The following is a 15,666-nucleotide window of genomic DNA, read 5'->3' as shown; positions in this document are numbered from 1 at the left end:
CGCATCGAAGCATAATTGACCCCCGCCTCCGACGAGACGGACATGAGCAATGCAGCGGCCGACGAGGCCACGGAACTCCACAAGAACGCAGAACAGGACGTCATCGCCGTCGACTCCGACGACAATCCGGAGGGCACCGTCAACCGGCTCGACGCCCACACGGGCGACGGGATTCGCCACCGCGCCTTTACCTGCCTCGTGTTCAACGAAGAGGGCCAACTGCTCCTCGCACAGCGCGCACCGAACAAGCGCCTGTGGGACACCTACTGGGACGGCACCGTCGCCTCCCACCCCGTCGAAGGGCAGTCGCAGGAAGAAGCGACCGAAGAGCGACTCGAAGACGAACTCGGCATCACGCCCGACCAGTACTCCGACCTCCGCGTCACGGACAAGTTCGAGTACAAGCGCTACTACGAGAACGCCGGCCTCGAGTGGGAGGTCTGTGCGGTCCTCAAGGTTACCCTCGAAGACACGTCGCTGGACCCCGACGAAGACGAGATTGCGGGGATGCTCTGGGTCGACTACGAGCACCTCAACGACCACCCCAAGTGGTACCGTCAACTGCGCCTCTGCCCGTGGTTCGAGATTGCGATGCGTCGTGACTTCGAGTAACCTCTCACTCGCGTCACACGCCCACGACTCCATCGTCTCCCACGCTCGTTCGGGCGCCGCCGAAGCCCCTCCAGCAGAGGTCTGTGGCGTCCTCGTGGGAGACCGTAGTGCAGGTTCTATCACCACTGTTGTCCCCGTTTCGAACGTTTCCGACGAGCCACGGCTCGCCTACGAACTCGACCCTGCTGAGACGGTCGCCGCCTTCGAAGACGCCGACTCTGCGGGGCTCGATGTCGTCGGATTCTATCACTCGCACCCCGAGTCGGCGCCAGTCCCAAGCGCCGCCGACCGGGAGCAGGCGTCGTGGCCGGGGTACGTCTACCTCATCTGTCACCCCGATGGGCGACTCACCGCCCACGAGTGGACTGGAACCGAGTTCCGCGAACTCGAAGTCTCCGTCGAGTGAGGCGTCGTCACCTCGTTCTCTCCACACCTCGTTCTCTCCACACAGTCAGAAGTTTCCGGTGAGAATAACCCGCGTGAGTCCTCACAGAGTCGTATGGAACCCGACGTATACGACGACCTCGACGGGCAAGTTGCCCTCGTCACCGGCGCGAACCGAGGCATCGGCCGCCAAATCGCTGCGAACCTCCGTGACCTCGGTGCGACGGTGTACGCCGGGTCTCGAAGCGTCACGAACGAGACGCCCGAGGGAACCGAACGCGTCCTCCTCGACGTGACCCAAGAAGGCGACATCGAGGAAGTCGTCGACGGGATCTTCGCCGACCAGGGGCAACTCGATATCCTCGTCAACAACGCCGGAATCGGAGAGTTCGGTGACGACATCGTCGCCGAACCGACCGACAGCATCGACAAGACGCTCGCCGTCAACCTCCGCGGGCCGATGCTCATGTGTAAGCACGCGGTCCCACTTCTCCTCCAGAACGACGGGGGCCGCGTCGTCAACGTCTCGTCCGGCATGGGTGCACTCGTCGAAGGCCAGTCCGGTGGCTCGCCGTCGTATCGTATCTCGAAGACGGGCATCAACGGCCTCACCGTCTACCTCGAAGGCCAGTACGGCGACGACGGCCTCATCGCCAACTCCGTCTGTCCCGGGTGGGTCCGCACCGACATGGGCGGCGAAGAGGCCTCCCGACCAGTCGAGAAGGGCGCTGAGACGCCGACGTGGCTCGCGCAGTTCAAGCCGGGGAGTCCGTCCGGGAAGTTCTGGCGCGACAAGAAAGTCATCGACTGGTAAGTCGAACCGTTGCCCCTGGCTCTCGTCAGTTCGGCTGGGAGTCTTCTTCTATCTCTGCGCGTGAAGGCTTCGCGAGCTCCTTCACCGCCACGATTACGTAGAACAATCCCGCCAGCCGCGTCGCGTGGTACACCCAGGGCCTCCATTGGCAGTTGGCGGCGTCAGTGTAGGCGAGTTTGGTCGCATACCCGAGGTACTCGCGTGGATACAGGACCGATAGAAGCCCCACGACACCGAGGAACTTCTTGAACGTCGAATACGAGCCTTTGCGCCGTCTCACGAGGAGTAAAAAGGCCACTCCCTCGACCCGAGCGACGGGGACCGTCCACGGCCGTAACTCGCACTCTTCGGGGTTCTCGAGCGCAAGTCGTTCTGCCGCCCGGATGAGCACCTCCGGTCGGAGGAGTTCAGCGACGCCGAACACGGTGAGTATCGTGCGCAACATGAGTACACCAGATTATGTCGTTCAAACTGATGAAGACACCCCCGTAACTCGGTCGCGGTACACACCAACTTCAGGTGGTTCTTCGCTTCACGTCACACCAGCACCTCGCCGGTCGAACTGCTCGTACTCCGTCCCATCCAGAACCTCTCGCAGGTGGTCGACCGCCCGGTGCACGTCCTCGAACCCGACGTATGCCGGTGCGGGCGCGATGCGGACGACGTTCGGCGGACGGAAGTCGACGACGACGCCGCGTGCTTTCAGCGCGAGACTGATACGGTACGCTTCTGGGTGTTCGACGGCGACGTGGCCGCCACGGGCCGCCGGGTCGCGGGGCGTCCCAACCTCACATTCGGGAAGTCGTTCGTCCACGAGTTCGATGAGGTAGTCGGTGAGTGCGAGTGATTTCTCCCGGAGTGCAGCGACTCCGCCAGCGTCCTCGACGATGTCGAGCGTCCCGTCGAGCGGTGCGGCCGCGAGGATGGGAATCGTCCCAATCTGGAACGCGCCGGCCGAGTGCGCGGGGTCGTAGGTGAGTGCCATATCGAACTGGGTCTCTTTGTCGTTGCCCCACCATCCGGCGAGCGATGGCGTCGCCCCGAAGTGGCGTTCGTTGACGTACAGACCTGCAATTGCGCCGGGGCCGGCGTTCAGATACTTGTAGGTACACCAGACGGCGAAGTCGACGCCGACAGCCGACAACTCGTGTGGAATCACGCCGACCGAGTGTGCGAGGTCGAATCCAGCGAGTGCCCCCGCATCGTGAGCCGCCTCGGTGATGGTCTCGATGTCGAACAACTGCCCACTTCGGTAGAGGACCGACGGGAGAAACACCATTCCCACGTCGTCGTCGATAGCCGCGAGCACGTCTTCCGTCTCGATGGTTCGACCGTCGCGACTCTCGACCACGCGGAGCGCTTCGTCGGGGTCGACGCCGCGCTGTCGGAGTTGGGCTCGAATCGCGTAGTGGTCCGTGGGGAAGTCGAGGTCGTCCACGACGAGCTTCTCGCCGCGTTCGGGGTCGTAGAACGTCCCGACGAGGGTGTGGATATTCACTGTCGTGGAGTTGGCGACGACGACTTCGTCTGGATTCGCGCCGAGGAGCGGTGCGAGTCGTGCACCGAGTCGCTCGCCGTAGGTGAACCAGTCTGGGTCGGCGTCGGTCCACCCGTGGATACCGAGGGTTCGCCACTCGTCGACGACGTGGTCGAGGGCTGCTTCGGCGTCCGTAGAGAGCGGGCCGAGTGAGTTCCCGTCCATGTACAGTTCGCCATCGGGGACGAAGAAGCGGTCACGGAGGTCTGAAAGCGGGTCTGCGGCATCCATCTCACGGGCAGATTCGATGGACGCGATGTCCTCCTCGTCGTTCATGGACGCGAGTTGGCCGCCCGACGCAAGTAGTTTTGTGACCCGTGCGGCGGGGTGTTTTTCACGTTCGCCTGCGCGCCTCCGGGTATGGTTCTCTTCGACGACGACTCGCCGCCTGCCCCACCCAGACATGACGGCCTCGCCGACGCGGCGGCAGAACTGGACGCACAGGCGCACGCAGTCGTCGACGAGGTGACGCGACTCGGCATCCCCGAGTGGTCGGCACTCGACATCGAGAGCGCCCGCCGCATCGAAGACGAGGTGTTCGCACCCACAGATGCACCCGACGTTGCCGGGGTTACGAACTTCGAAATCCCCGGGCCGGCGGGTGGAATACCGCTTCGCGTCTACCACCCCGACCCCGAACGGTCGCTCCCGACGCTCGTCTTCTTCCACGGCGGTCTCTGGGCGATGGGGACCCTCGACTCCATCGACGGCGTCTGCAGGCGCCTCGCGACACGGGCAGCGCACGTCGTCGTCTCCGTCGACTATCGACTCGCTCCCGAACACCCATTCCCCGCTGGTCTCGAAGACTGTGTGCGAGCGACGGAGTGGGTCGAGGCAAACGCCGAGCGCATCGGTGCAGACCCAGACCAACTCGCCGTGGCCGGAACGAGCGCCGGAGGCAACCTCGCGGCGGCGACGTGTCTCCACAGTCGCGAGTTCGGTGGCCCGACGATAGACTCCCAGTTCCTCTTGTATCCGATGACAGACCTCTCTGCCGACCACCCGTCGCTCTCCGAGAACGCCGATGGGCCACTGCTCACGCGCCGAGACGTGTTGTGGGCCCACGACACCTACCTCCGGTCGCCTGTCGACCGATACAACCCGTTTGCTGCGCCACTACGTGCGGACTCACACACCGACCTGCCACCGGGATACGTCGTCACGGCAGGGTTCGACCCGCTTCGAGACGAAGGCGCGGCCTATGCGTCGGCACTCGAATCGGCAGGCGTCCACGTCGTCCACGACCACGAACCCGCGATGCCACACGGGTTTCTCAGCCTGACCGCAGACGTGGACGTGGCCGATGTGGCGCTCGACAGGGTTGCAGACGCGTTGCGGCGTGGGTTCTAACGTGGGTTGATCCCCACAAAATCCAAAATTAGGGACGACTTCGGATTCGAGTACTCAGGCCGTCGGTCGCTCCGCGTCTTCGGACTCCGTGCGCGGAGAGAGTCCCCCGATGAGGCCACCAATCGTCGCGGGAATCGCGCCGATGAGGACGAACAGAAGAATCGCGAACGCAACGCCGATAGTCGCGAATACGCCGCCGAGGGAGAGTTCGACGAGCGAGATTGTGAGGCCGGCGAGGACGAGTATCGTGACGGCGACGAGCGCGCCAATCGACCCCGCGAGGAAGCCATTCCACGCACCACTCACCCGTCCGCTATTGGCGTAGTATCCCGCGGCCCATCCACCGATGATACCCGCGACACCGCCACCAAGAATGGCGAGTTGTGGGACGAACCCGGCCACTAACGAGAGGATGGCGGTGATTGCGAATCCGATTGCAACCGCACGCCACTTCGTGACTACCATAACACCGAGTGTACGTGTCGAACTGGCTTGAAAATAATTTGTCAGGACCGAGAACGTCCCGAACCGGTGACTCTCTTTGCGGCGTGTTCGTGGATGAACCCAGGCGGGTTCTCGCTCTTTCAGGTTCTCACTCTTCTGCTGCGCTGGCGAGTCGCTCGTAGGCCGCCCACGACGGGTCGACGTCCGGGTGGTCGATTCGGTCGCCGTCGACGACGACGCCCTCACCTTCGACGACGGTTCCGGCCACACCGACAGGCGTCCCTCGGGCGTCGAGTGCGGCGACCACGTCGTCGGTGACAGTTGGGTCCACGGCGACGACGAGCGACCCAGCAGTCGTCGAGCGCCACGGGTCGATGTCGAGGTAGTCACAGACCTCGCGGACACCCGGACGGAATGGGATGCTCGACTCGTCGATTTCGAGTTGGACGCCTGCACTCTCTGCAATCTCGTTGAGCGCGCCGTGGACGCCGCACTCGGTAGCGTCGTGCATGGCGTGGACCTTCCGCCCACCAGCCGCAGAGACAGTCATCGCGTCGCGGACGGCGTCGGTCTCGTCGAGTCGTGCCTGTGCAGTTTCGAGGACGTCGGCATCGAGGCCGTCGAATCCCTCGGGGAAGAGCGTGGTCAAGAGACCGGTCGTCTCGACCGCAGGACCCTTCGTCACGAGCACGTCGTCTCCGGGGCGTGCGCCATCCGGTCGGACGACGTCGTCGTGGTCGCCAACAGCGAGCGCAGTCGCGCCGCCGACCCACGGGTACGAACAGCCCGAGTAGCGAGCGGTGTGGCCGGTGACGATGCTCACGCCGAGGTCAGACGCCTCTTCGTGCATCGCGTTCCAGAGTTCGGCGAACTCGCTGTCAGTCATCTCCGGCGGGAGCGTGAACGAAACTGCGATGTGTGAGGGTTCGAGGCCAGAGACGGCGATATCCGAGAGGACGATGTCGATGGCGAACCGTCCCGCGCGGTCGAACCCGAGGGCGGGAAGCACGGATATCGGGTCAGTCGCCAGCGCAACTGCGGTTCCATCGATGTCGAGGAGGCCGAAGTCGACGCCGTGGGTCGGGCCGAGCGCGACGTCGTCTCGGTCAGCGCCGAGACGCGGGTAGATGTACTCGTCGAAGAAGTCGCGGTCGACCTTTCCGAGGTCGGTCATAGTCGGAGTCGGTGGGCCGCCAGTAAGAACGTACTCATCTGTCGTTTCTGCGGACCCCGTACGTCGTCAGACCGGTGGCTACGACCTCGAACGAGAGCCTGCACGCTCGCCGAGTGAAAATGGGACGGTCCCCCGTCCCTGCTCATGAAGAAGACGCGGAGACGGTTCGACGGGGAACATACTGTCCCACCACCACCGGACTGTGACCGCGTCAGTTCAGGCATCGCTCTGGACATACAAGAACCTCGCTAAGTCCCCTCGATAGTACTTTATAGGGGAATTAAAACGACATAAATCACTGACGACATCGATAGCTACCTGCCACGCTCAGACTGGTCGATACCCTGTTTTGTCGGGGGTGTTGTTCGGCGTCCACCACGCGTCGTCGATGTGTTCGATGAGCGCGCGGGCGACGGCCACAGGTTCCTCGTGGTGGACCCAGTGAGTCGCTCCTTCGAACGTTCGGAGGTGGCCGTCTGAACAGTACGAGAGGCTTTCTCTGGCCATCTTCGGCCGGAGGAATCGGTCGTTGGTCCCCCAGACGATGAGCGTTGGAACCTCGACAGTGGTCGACGCCGGTTGTGGACGCTCACGGACGACTGCCCGATACCAGTTGACCATCGAGCGATACGCACCGGGACTCGACCACGCCGTTCGATAGTGTTCCATGTCCGTCGGCGAGAACGTTCCCGGGAGTGCAGTAGCGCGCATCGTCCGCTCGGAGATGGCCCAGTCGCCGACGGGAGCGAGGAGTTCCGGAAGCTTCGGCACCTGGAAGAACAGCACGTACCAACTGCGGAGTTGCTGGGCCGGGTTACGCCGGAGGTGTCGAGAGAAGACAGTCGGATGCGGGACGTTCATCACCGTGAGCGACCGGACTCGGTCGGGGTGGTGAAGCGCAGTCCACCACGCGACGGCGGCACCCCAGTCGTGGCCGACGACGTGCGCTTTCTCACGGCCCAGTGCGTCCACGAGTCCGACCACGTCGTTCGAGAGGTCGTCGATGCTGTACGAATCGACACCGCTCGGCCGGTCACTCAGGTTGTACCCACGTTGGTCGGGGGCGGCGACCCGGTATCCGGCCTCCGAAAGCGGGCGGAAGTAGTCCGCCCACGCGTACCAACACTCCGGGAACCCGTGGAGGAGGACGACGAGTTCTCCATCTTCTGGCCCCGCTTCGACGACGTAGAGTTCGGTGTCGCCGACATCGACCATGCGACCAGTCACCTCCACAGGTAACTGTACGTCCTCACACTCCAACCCCGTTTGACTCGACATACGTCTCGCTACGCGGTCAGACCACAAATGTGACGCGGCGAATCGACCGCCGTCGAAAAGCGGGCGATTCGCTCCGGAGAAACGCTATCCGAAGAGGCGTTGCCGGATGCTCCGTTTGCGACTTCGCTCTGCGAGGAGGACCGAACAGTCCACGTCGTCGACGACGTCCAGTACCAACGTCCCGCGGACGAGTCGCGACAGGAGGCCGCGTTCGGTCGCCCCGATGACGAGGAGCGACTTGTCACGAGCGTGCGACTCGATTGCGCGCTCGACATCGCCGGTCTCCACTTCGAGTGTGGCGTCGCCGAGGCCGCGTTCTTCGGCCCACTCACTGAGGAACGCCTCGCCTTCGCGTTGGTCGTCGGCGACGTGGAGGAGCGTCACCTCTGCTCCGTAGAACTCCTTGAGCACCGTTGCAATCGACGCAGAGAGGTCGGAGTCCGGACCACCGGCAGTCGGGACGAGCACACTCGATGGGTCGAAGCCACGGTCTTTCATCACCAGCACGTCGTACGGGAGCGTGTTGGTCATCTCTTCGATGGCACTCTCTGCACGACCGGGTGCCCCGTGACTGTCGGGGCCCCACCCCATCACGACGAGGTCTGCGTTGTACATCTCGGCCGCGTCGAACACTTCCTCGAACGAACGGTGGGAGAGAATCGTGTGCGTCTCGATGTCGATGTCGAGTTCGTCGGCGTCGAGACGGGCCTGTTCGAGGAGTTCGTCGGCCTCCGCGAAGTCGTACTCTCGACGTGCGGAGTCGAGTGCCGTCTGGTCAGGAACCTGCACGATGTGGACGCCGACGAGCGTCCCGTTGTTCGCTTTCGCGACGGACCCGCCGAGCGTGACGAGGTCACGTTCGCTCGCAGGATTCGCCAGCGGAACCATGACCCGGTAGCCACCGTCGGGTTGGACCGACGTCGTCGCCGAGACGGCTGCGGGCGGCAGATCTTCCGACCGCTGGAGCACGTACTTGCCGAGGATACCCTGCTTCGTCGCCTGCCCGCGAGCGTAGACGGCGTACCAGAGCATCGCGAACACGACGAACCCGACTGCGAGCAAGACGATCGTGTCGGCGAAGAACGCGATGAGTGCGAACGACGTGATTGCACCCAGAATCGGCGTGAATGGGTACAGCGGAACCCGGTAGTCTGGTTGGTAGTCGTCGGGGTCTGCGACGCGCATCACGACCAGCGAGACGTTGAGGAGGCCGTAGATGATGAGGTGCAGGACGCTCCCTGCGTTTGCGAGCGTTCCCACGTCGGCCAGGAGGATGAACAGGAGGATGAACCCACCCGTGATGGCGATAGAGCGGTACGGCGTTCCGAAGCGTGGGTGAATCTCGTTGAGCTCTTCGGAGACGATTCGGTCGCGACCCATCGCGAAGTTGATGCGCGACGAGGCGAGGATGGACGCGTTTGCGGACGACGCCGTCGCGAGCAGTCCACCGAACAACATCGCGGCCGCACCGAGCGGTCCGATGAGGATTCTCGCCACGTCGACGACGGCGGTTTCGTTGCCGGCGACGACGCTGTTGTCGACGGCGGCTAACACCGTCACGAGGACGAGTGCGTACACTGCCGTGACGATGAGGACACTCCCGAGGACGGCGCGAGGGAGGTTCTTTCCGGGGTCCTTGATCTCCTCAGCGACCGAGGTAATCTGGACGAACCCGAGGTAGGAGACGAAGATGAGGCCCGTCACTGGCAGCAGTGGACTCACACCCTTGTCCGGCGGGACGAACGGGCGGAGTTTCGCGATGTCGGCGTTCAGGAGGCCGAACAGCGTGAACACTGCGAGGATAGCCAGCAGAATGAGCACGATACCGTTCTGCAGTTTCCCGGTCTCTTTCGCACCGACGTAGTTGATGAACACGAACAGCAGACCACCGGCGAGGGCGACGAGTTTGACGCCGGAGATGGTCACACCCGCAATCGAGAGGCTAGGCACCGTGAGGAACGTCGCGACGTACTGCCCGAACCCGGTCATGTAGAACGCGGACGCGAATGCGAGCCCCATCCAGTTACCCCATCCTGCGACGCTGCCGAACAGGGGGCCGAGTGCGTGATTGATGTAGTAGTACGCACCGCCGGATTTCGGCATCGCGGTCCCGAGTTCGCTGGCAGACGCGGCGGTCAAGAGCGCGATGGCTCCACCGAGGACGAACGCCGCGGCGGCGAGCGGCCCCGCCAACTGGACGGCGGCGCCGGGGAGAACGAAGATACCAGCGCCGATCATCGTCCCGATACCAATCGTCAAGGCCGCGAGTGGGCCAAGGTCTTTTGCGAGTTCTTCGTCAGTCATGTCTCACCGTTCGAGGTGTCGTCAGATTCGTCGTCGGTCTCGCCGTCGAGCGCCACATCGTTGTGGGGCAAGACGACGACTGGACGGTCACTCTTCCGAATCAACCGGTCGCGGACGTCCCCCGAAAAGAGGTCCCACCACGACCGACCACCGCGCGGGGTGAACACGATTGCAGACGCATCGACGTCGCGCGCCGCGTCGAGGATGGCGTCGCCGACGTCGGTGTCGAACCGAAGGTCAGTTTCGATGTCGATGTCGGCCGATTCAGCGGCGCGACGAGCGATGTCGAACAGGTCGTCTGCGAGCTCTTCGCGTTGCTCGACACCCGCTTTGTCGGGCGCACCGCCGGCTTTCTCGATGACGTGGACGACGAAGGCCTGGCCATCTTGGGCCGCAATGCGTGGGAACGCGACGCCGCACGTGACCTCGGCGTCCTCCTCGTTTGCGAGTGGGAGGAGCGGACGTGAGAACAGTGAGTCTACCTGTTCTGTCATAGTTGTGGACACGGTGGTGTCGGTTGTACAGTGAGCGATTCGACCCGGCGGAACGGGATTGTGTCGGGTCCAGCGGCGCCCGATTCACAATGTGACCGTCGGGAATACATATCGCCGGCTTGGACGCCGATTGGTATAGAAGTTCGCAAATCCCGCCCCCGTGTCGGCGAAATTCGCCGGGGAAATAGGACGTTCGTTTAGTTTAAACCATCAGATGGCAACGACCCAGGCGCGATACTCCTCTGTGCGCTCGTACACCGCCTGAAACACCTGGTCGGCGAACCCCGCGAGACGGTTCGCGTCGGACCGCGCAGTGATTCTGACGTTCGTTCCTTCTGCTTCGTCTGGACTCTCCAGTTGGTCGATGCGAAACTCCGGGAACTCAGAGAGGAGGTCTTTCAACCGGGCGAGTTCCTCGTCTGTCACGTCCATGTTGAACGTCTGTTCGCCGAACTGAATCCACGGACCGGGGCCCTCACCGTCGACATCAGGGTCGCGGTCGGCCTCCAGCGTGAGGAAGGCGCTTCCGCGGTTCCGGTGTGCCACGACGGCGTCGGCGAAGAGCTTCCGGCGCTCGCGAGGAGTGTCGGCCTCGAATCGAGTCATAGACGTGGCTACTCTCGCTCGGTACAAAAACGGCCCGCGTCGCTCCCGGCGGTCAGATGAGGACGAGAACTGCGCCCAGCGTCACCACACTGACCGCGAGCAACTGGACGGCGAGGACGAACACGGGGGTCATCCCAGTCTCACGCATCGAAGCGAGACGGATGTCGAGGCCGAGACCGACGAACGCGAGTGCGAACAGAGCGCCGCTGGCAGTGTCGAATGCCGCCACTACGCCGGTGGGGAGGATGCCTGCGTTCGCCACTGCGGCGAGGAAGACGAATCCGACGAGGAACCGTGGGATGCCATCGAGGACTGCCCGGACGTCTGTGGATTTCCCTCCGGCGTACCGAACGGCGTACCAGAGCGCGACGACACCGAGCAACGAGTTACGCGCGAGTTTCGTCACCGTCGCCCACTGTCCGGCCACGTCGGAGTGGGCGAACCCGGCCGCAGTGACTGGTCCGGTGCTGAACATGCTCAGACCGGCCCAGACGCCGAACTGACGCCCGGTCAGTGGGAGTACGTCACCTGCGATGGGGAACAGCGCGAGCGTAATCGCGTCGAACAAGAGGACTGTGGCGACGACGTGTGCGAGTGATTCGCCGTCGGCGTCGATGGTCCCTGCGATGGCAGTGGCCGCCGAGACACCGCAGATACTCGCGCCAGCGGCGAGGAGCGACCCGGTCTGGTCGGCGAGCCCGAACACGCGTCCAGCGACGAATTCGACGAGGACGATGCTCGCGACGACGGTGACGACGACGAGTGCGATGAGTCTCACTCCAGAGGCGGCGAGTTCGTCGACTGCGATACGGGCGCCGAGGAGGACGATACCCGCTTCGAGGAGTATCGTTTGCGTGCGCACGCCTGGCGTCGCCCACTCGGGCACGCCGGTGGTGTTCGCGACGATGGCACCAAAGACGACGCCGAGCAAGAGCGCGTTGACACCGGGAACGACAGTTGCGACGAGTGTCGCTGCTCCGGCGAGGACGACGAGCAGTCCAATCCCGGGGAGGAGACGCCTAACCCGTGTCACGTGTGCCTCGCTCATGGCCGGACAGAGTGGGAAGCGTTCTCAACCAGTTCGAGCGACGAGTCGCACATCGGTCGATTCGAGGACACCCGCGCCGTTGAACGTATCGCTCTTCGTCGCTCGAATCGGCAAAATAGGCTGGTTTATCTGGCCATGTGTGTCAATAGCACGAGATTTTTGCCCAGAATCCGGCATCACTGTCCGCTTTCCCTGACTTCGCTCGTCGCATATCTGGGCGGGTATCTTCAACACTATATGCTCTCGCCGGATGGTAGTCGATATGGGCAAGCGCATCCTTCTGCTCGGCGCGCCCGGCGCCGGCAAGGGCACACAGTCGAAGCGACTCGCCGACAACTACGACATCGACCACGTCACGACCGGTGACGCGCTTCGCGCGAACAAGGACATGGAGACCGAGTACGGTACGCCTCGCTCGTTCATGGAGAAAGGCGAACTCGTCCCCGATGCAGTCGTCAACGAAATCGTACAGGCTGCCCTCGAAGACGCCGACGGCTACGTTCTCGACGGCTATCCGCGCAACCTCTCGCAGGCGGAGTACCTCACCGAGATTACGGACCTCGACGCCGTCCTCTACCTGAAGGTCGCCGAGAGCGAGCTCGTCGAGCGACTCACCGGCCGTCGTGTCTGTTCCGAGTGCGGAACCAACTTCCACGTCAAGTTCAACCAACCGGAAGAAGAAGGCGTGTGTGACGAGTGTGGCGGCGAACTCGTCCAACGCGACGACGACACCGAAGAGACCGTCCGCGAGCGGCTCTCCGTCTTCGAAGAGAACACCGCGCCGGTCATCGAACACTACCGCGACGAAGGCGTTCTCGTCGAAATCGACGGTGAGCAGACGCCTGACGAAGTGTTCGAAGACGTCGCAGACGTCGTCGACGACGCGTAACCCTCGACGAGCAACCAGACCGTTTCGAGTTCTGGTGGCGTCACCGACGACGCATCATCGGGACACTCACACTGTTTTTTGCGGTGGTTCGGACAGGAACGTCGCGTGTCGGAGCTGTGCACGCTCACGCCCGGAGAGTAAAACCTTGATAACGGCCGGTTGCTAAGGAGTCGGTAATGGCACGAATCGAATCTAAGGTGCGCGACCTCGTCGGCTCGGACTCCGACATGCGCGCCGCCGTCGAGACCGTCCTCGAACGGGCGGACGACGGCGAAGTCGAGTGGGCCGACGTCCGCGACGAGCTCACGAGCGGTCAGTGGGGCCGCCTCATCGAGAAAGGAATCCTCGTCGACGGTGACGAAGGCTTCCGGCTTGCAGACGTGACGGCGACCCGCGCTGGCCTCGAAGACGACGACTCGTCGTCCGGCTCCTCGTCAGTGGCTTCGTCCTCGTCTTCCTCGTCGACCGACACTGGCGACTCGTCGTGGTCGAAGTACGACAAGGGCGCAGCAGTCGTGACTGTTGGTCTGTTCCTCGGCTACTCTGTCGCCCAGGTCCGCAACGTCATCGGCGGCGTCATGGACGTCTTCCTCGGACCGCTGGCCGAGTTGCTCCCGTTCTACGCCGTCGTGATGGTTCTCGCACTCGCGACGGGGCTGTACTCCACGCTCCTGCAGGCGAACCTCATGGACATGGAGAAGATGTCCGTCTACCAAGAGCGCATGAAGGACATCCAGAAACGGCAGAAGAAAGCCCGCGAAGAGGGTAACGACGCCGAACTGGAGAAAATCCAGGAAGAGCAGATGGAAGCGATGGGCGACCAGATGGGCATGTTCAAAGAGCAGTTCCGCCCGATGGTCTGGATTATGTTCCTCACCATCCCGGTGTTCCTCTGGATGTACTGGGCCATCGGTGTCGGCGGCGCGAACGCCCAGCCGCACGTCACGCTCGAACCGCTCGTGCTCCCGATGGTCGGGCAGGTCGAGTGGACGACTGGCGTCATCGGACCGATGCAGGCGTGGATTGTCTGGTACTTCCTCTGCTCGATGGGGTTCACCCAGATCATCCGCAAGGGGCTCAACATCGACATGACCCCGTCGGCTTCGTAAGCAGCCGTTTCGATTTTTCCTCGACAGGCGTGAGAAGCCCCCACAGGGGCCGACGCCAACGATAACCTCTTTTAGTGAACCCAACGGAGCATAGATATGTTACTGACTGTTTCCGGGCCACCGGGCAGCGGAAAGAGCACGACTGCCGCTGCACTCGCTGCGGCATTCGACCTCGAACACATCAGCGGCGGCGACATCTTCCGTGAACTCGCCGCCGAACGCGGCATGTCTGCGGTCGAGTTCAACAAACTCGCCGAAGAAGACGACCAAATCGACCGCGACCTCGACCGACGCCTCCGCAATATCGCACTCGAACGCGACGACGTGCTTCTCGAATCGCGACTCGCTGGCTGGCTCGCAGGCGACGCCGCAGACCTTCGTCTCTGGCTCGACGCCCCCGTGGACGTTCGCGCAGAACGAATCGCCGACCGCGAGGACAAGCCCGCCGACGTCGCACGCGAAGAGACGACCACTCGCGAGGCGAGCGAAGCACTCCGCTACGAGGAGTACTACGGCATCGACATCACCGACCTCTCTATCTACGATATCACGCTCAACACGGCCCGTTGGGGCGAATCTGAAGTACCTGCAATCATCACCGCCGCGGTCGAAGCCTACGACCCCGACGACGACGAAGGAAAATACCCCGTCGAAGGCGTCCGCTACGACTTCTAACCATGCTCCGAACCCCACCCGAAGACAGAAGCGTCGACGAACTCCTCTCGTTCGGCGTCGTCAACCTCGACAAGCCACCGGGGCCGTCGGCCCACCAGGTGACTGGGTGGGTCCGCGACATGGCAGGACTCGACCGGGCCGCCCACTCGGGAACTCTCGACCCGAAGGTCACTGGCTGTCTCCCGATTCTCCTCGACGACGCGACCCGAATGGCACAGGTGTTCCTCGAAGGGTCGAAAGAGTACGTCTCGGTACTCGAACTGCACGGCCCTGCACCAGCCGACATCGAATCGACCGTCGCGGAGTTCGAGACCAAACTCTACCAGAAGCCACCACGAAAATCGGCCGTCTCGCGTCGCCTCCGCGTCCGCGAAATCTACGACCTCGACCTCCTCGAAGTGAAGGACCGACAGGCCCTCTTGCGCATTCGCTGTGAGTCCGGAACCTACATCCGAAAACTGTGTCACGACCTCGGCCTCGCACTCGGAACCGGTGGTCACATGGGTCACCTGCGCCGAACCGCGACGGACCCCTTCGACGACTCGGACCTCGTTGACCTCCACGACCTCAAAGACGCCCTCGTCTTCGCCCAAGAGGGTGACGAGTCGTGGATTCGCGACCTCGTCTTCCCGGCCGAACGGGCACTGACGCACATCCCGTCGGTCACGATTGCCAACAGCGCCGCCCGCGAAGTCGCCAACGGTGCGCCGGTCTACGCCCCCGGTGTGTTCGATGTGGACGACGACGCAGGCCGCGGCGACCTCGTCGCGTGTTACACCGAAAACGGGTCGGCCGTCTGTCTCGGGAAACTCGTCGGCGATGCCGACGCCGACGCTGGCGAAGTCGTCTCGTTAGAACGCGTGTTGGTCTGAGACAGTCGCGACGGGTCAGCTGGCTCGGGTGTAATTTGGTCTTCAGACTGCGAGCTGATAGCACGATAGACCGCCG

Annotated in this window: 17 protein-coding genes; 8 read left to right on the top strand and 9 right to left on the bottom strand. The window is 63.3% G+C overall.

All coding sequences use genetic code 11. The features are described 5' to 3' along the window. Positions 1–42: 42 nt before the first annotated feature. The 3 genes from GJR98_RS17660 (at position 43) to GJR98_RS07290 (ending at position 1,810) form a co-directional block, all read left to right on the top strand. Entirely contained in the window at positions 43–612 is a 570-nt protein-coding gene (locus GJR98_RS17660) for an NUDIX hydrolase (protein ID WP_151136917.1), read from the top strand. Then, complete coding sequence (locus GJR98_RS17655) at positions 599–1,018, top strand: desampylase (RefSeq protein WP_151136915.1); 420 nt, start codon at positions 599–601, stop codon at positions 1,016–1,018. The genes GJR98_RS17660 and GJR98_RS17655 overlap by 14 nt, the downstream gene beginning before the upstream one ends. 93 nt (positions 1,019–1,111) lie before the next feature. After that, on the top strand, positions 1,112–1,810 hold the full coding sequence (locus tag GJR98_RS07290) for an SDR family NAD(P)-dependent oxidoreductase (protein WP_151136913.1): 699 nt from the start codon (positions 1,112–1,114) through the stop codon (positions 1,808–1,810). Positions 1,811–1,835: 25 nt separating this feature from the next. Here the strand turns inward: GJR98_RS07290 and GJR98_RS07285 are convergent, their stop codons facing one another. Further along, a complete protein-coding gene (locus GJR98_RS07285; protein WP_151136911.1) occupies positions 1,836–2,255 on the bottom strand; it encodes a hypothetical protein in 420 nt (139 codons plus the stop codon). Between the two features lie 87 nt (positions 2,256–2,342). Then, positions 2,343–3,623, bottom strand: a complete 1,281-nt coding sequence (kynU, locus tag GJR98_RS07280) for a kynureninase (RefSeq protein ID WP_151136909.1) — start codon at positions 3,621–3,623, stop codon at positions 2,343–2,345. 84 nt (positions 3,624–3,707) lie between these two features. On the opposite strand from kynU, the gene GJR98_RS07275 reads away from it, so the two are divergent. After that, the gene (locus GJR98_RS07275; RefSeq protein ID WP_151136907.1) at positions 3,708–4,697 is read left to right on the top strand and encodes an alpha/beta hydrolase; all 990 of its coding nucleotides are present in this window, start codon (positions 3,708–3,710) and stop codon (positions 4,695–4,697) included. A gap of 54 nt (positions 4,698–4,751) precedes the next feature. Here the strand turns inward: GJR98_RS07275 and GJR98_RS07270 are convergent, their stop codons facing one another. The 7 genes from GJR98_RS07270 to GJR98_RS07240 all read right to left on the bottom strand — a co-directional run bounded on the left by GJR98_RS07270 (position 4,752) and on the right by GJR98_RS07240 (position 12,045). After that, the gene (locus tag GJR98_RS07270; RefSeq protein ID WP_151136905.1) at positions 4,752–5,162 is read right to left on the bottom strand and encodes a DUF5518 domain-containing protein; all 411 of its coding nucleotides are present in this window, start codon (positions 5,160–5,162) and stop codon (positions 4,752–4,754) included. Positions 5,163–5,289: 127 nt separating this feature from the next. Next, positions 5,290–6,315 (bottom strand): AIR synthase family protein, encoded by a 1,026-nt coding sequence (locus GJR98_RS07265; RefSeq protein WP_151136903.1) that lies wholly within the window; start codon positions 6,313–6,315, stop codon positions 5,290–5,292. A 327-nt stretch (positions 6,316–6,642) separates the two neighbouring features. Continuing rightward, positions 6,643–7,593 carry an alpha/beta fold hydrolase gene (locus GJR98_RS07260; RefSeq protein WP_151136901.1) on the bottom strand — a complete coding sequence of 317 codons (951 nt, stop codon included), beginning with the start codon at positions 7,591–7,593 and terminating at the stop codon, positions 6,643–6,645. An 84-nt stretch (positions 7,594–7,677) separates the two neighbouring features. Further along, positions 7,678–9,897, bottom strand: coding sequence for an amino acid permease (locus GJR98_RS07255; RefSeq protein WP_151136899.1), 2,220 nt, complete (start codon positions 9,895–9,897; stop codon positions 7,678–7,680). Further along, a complete protein-coding gene (locus tag GJR98_RS07250) occupies positions 9,894–10,391 on the bottom strand; it encodes a universal stress protein (RefSeq protein WP_151136897.1) in 498 nt (165 codons plus the stop codon). The genes GJR98_RS07255 and GJR98_RS07250 overlap by 4 nt, the downstream gene beginning before the upstream one ends. A gap of 210 nt (positions 10,392–10,601) precedes the next feature. Continuing rightward, entirely contained in the window at positions 10,602–10,997 is a 396-nt protein-coding gene (locus GJR98_RS07245; protein ID WP_151136895.1) for a hypothetical protein, read from the bottom strand. 52 nt (positions 10,998–11,049) lie between these two features. Next, on the bottom strand, positions 11,050–12,045 hold the full coding sequence (locus GJR98_RS07240; RefSeq protein WP_151136893.1) for a YeiH family protein: 996 nt from the start codon (positions 12,043–12,045) through the stop codon (positions 11,050–11,052). Between the two features lie 262 nt (positions 12,046–12,307). Here GJR98_RS07240 and GJR98_RS07235 point away from each other — a divergent pair, with 262 nt between their 5' ends. From GJR98_RS07235 to GJR98_RS07220, 4 genes are all read left to right on the top strand, one after another. Further along, positions 12,308–12,934 (top strand): adenylate kinase, encoded by a 627-nt coding sequence (locus tag GJR98_RS07235; RefSeq protein ID WP_151136891.1) that lies wholly within the window; start codon positions 12,308–12,310, stop codon positions 12,932–12,934. A gap of 176 nt (positions 12,935–13,110) precedes the next feature. Next, positions 13,111–14,043, top strand: coding sequence for a DUF106 domain-containing protein (locus tag GJR98_RS07230; protein WP_151136889.1), 933 nt, complete (start codon positions 13,111–13,113; stop codon positions 14,041–14,043). A gap of 96 nt (positions 14,044–14,139) precedes the next feature. Next, a complete protein-coding gene (cmk, locus tag GJR98_RS07225; RefSeq protein ID WP_151136887.1) occupies positions 14,140–14,718 on the top strand; it encodes a (d)CMP kinase in 579 nt (192 codons plus the stop codon). 2 nt (positions 14,719–14,720) lie between these two features. Continuing rightward, positions 14,721–15,590 (top strand): RNA-guided pseudouridylation complex pseudouridine synthase subunit Cbf5, encoded by an 870-nt coding sequence (locus GJR98_RS07220; RefSeq protein ID WP_151136885.1) that lies wholly within the window; start codon positions 14,721–14,723, stop codon positions 15,588–15,590. Positions 15,591–15,666: the final 76 nt, after the last annotated feature.

The organism is Haloferax marinisediminis (assembly GCF_009674585.1).
Classification (GTDB): domain Archaea; phylum Halobacteriota; class Halobacteria; order Halobacteriales; family Haloferacaceae; genus Haloferax; species Haloferax marinisediminis.
This window is presented reverse-complemented; position numbering and strand designations above follow the sequence as displayed.

What these genes read in the sequence shown, in the direction of transcription:
- GJR98_RS07255 (WP_151136899.1), bottom strand. Translation starts at nt 9,897, where the DNA reads ATGACTGACGAAGAACTCGCAAAAGACCTTGGCCCACTCGCGGCCTTG.
- GJR98_RS07250 (WP_151136897.1), bottom strand. Translation starts at nt 10,391, where the DNA reads ATGACAGAACAGGTAGACTCACTGTTCTCACGTCCGCTCCTCCCACTC.
- GJR98_RS07285 (WP_151136911.1), bottom strand. Translation starts at nt 2,255, where the DNA reads ATGTTGCGCACGATACTCACCGTGTTCGGCGTCGCTGAACTCCTCCGA.
- GJR98_RS07265 (WP_151136903.1), bottom strand. Translation starts at nt 6,315, where the DNA reads ATGACCGACCTCGGAAAGGTCGACCGCGACTTCTTCGACGAGTACATC.
- GJR98_RS07260 (WP_151136901.1), bottom strand. Translation starts at nt 7,593, where the DNA reads ATGTCGAGTCAAACGGGGTTGGAGTGTGAGGACGTACAGTTACCTGTG.
- GJR98_RS07290 (WP_151136913.1), top strand. Translation starts at nt 1,112, where the DNA reads ATGGAACCCGACGTATACGACGACCTCGACGGGCAAGTTGCCCTCGTC.
- GJR98_RS07240 (WP_151136893.1), bottom strand. Translation starts at nt 12,045, where the DNA reads ATGAGCGAGGCACACGTGACACGGGTTAGGCGTCTCCTCCCCGGGATT.
- GJR98_RS07275 (WP_151136907.1), top strand. Translation starts at nt 3,708, where the DNA reads ATGGTTCTCTTCGACGACGACTCGCCGCCTGCCCCACCCAGACATGAC.
- cmk (WP_151136887.1), top strand. Translation starts at nt 14,140, where the DNA reads ATGTTACTGACTGTTTCCGGGCCACCGGGCAGCGGAAAGAGCACGACT.
- GJR98_RS17660 (WP_151136917.1), top strand. Translation starts at nt 43, where the DNA reads ATGAGCAATGCAGCGGCCGACGAGGCCACGGAACTCCACAAGAACGCA.
- GJR98_RS07235 (WP_151136891.1), top strand. Translation starts at nt 12,308, where the DNA reads ATGGGCAAGCGCATCCTTCTGCTCGGCGCGCCCGGCGCCGGCAAGGGC.
- GJR98_RS07220 (WP_151136885.1), top strand. Translation starts at nt 14,721, where the DNA reads ATGCTCCGAACCCCACCCGAAGACAGAAGCGTCGACGAACTCCTCTCG.
- kynU (WP_151136909.1), bottom strand. Translation starts at nt 3,623, where the DNA reads ATGAACGACGAGGAGGACATCGCGTCCATCGAATCTGCCCGTGAGATG.
- GJR98_RS07230 (WP_151136889.1), top strand. Translation starts at nt 13,111, where the DNA reads ATGGCACGAATCGAATCTAAGGTGCGCGACCTCGTCGGCTCGGACTCC.
- GJR98_RS07270 (WP_151136905.1), bottom strand. Translation starts at nt 5,162, where the DNA reads ATGGTAGTCACGAAGTGGCGTGCGGTTGCAATCGGATTCGCAATCACC.
- GJR98_RS07245 (WP_151136895.1), bottom strand. Translation starts at nt 10,997, where the DNA reads ATGACTCGATTCGAGGCCGACACTCCTCGCGAGCGCCGGAAGCTCTTC.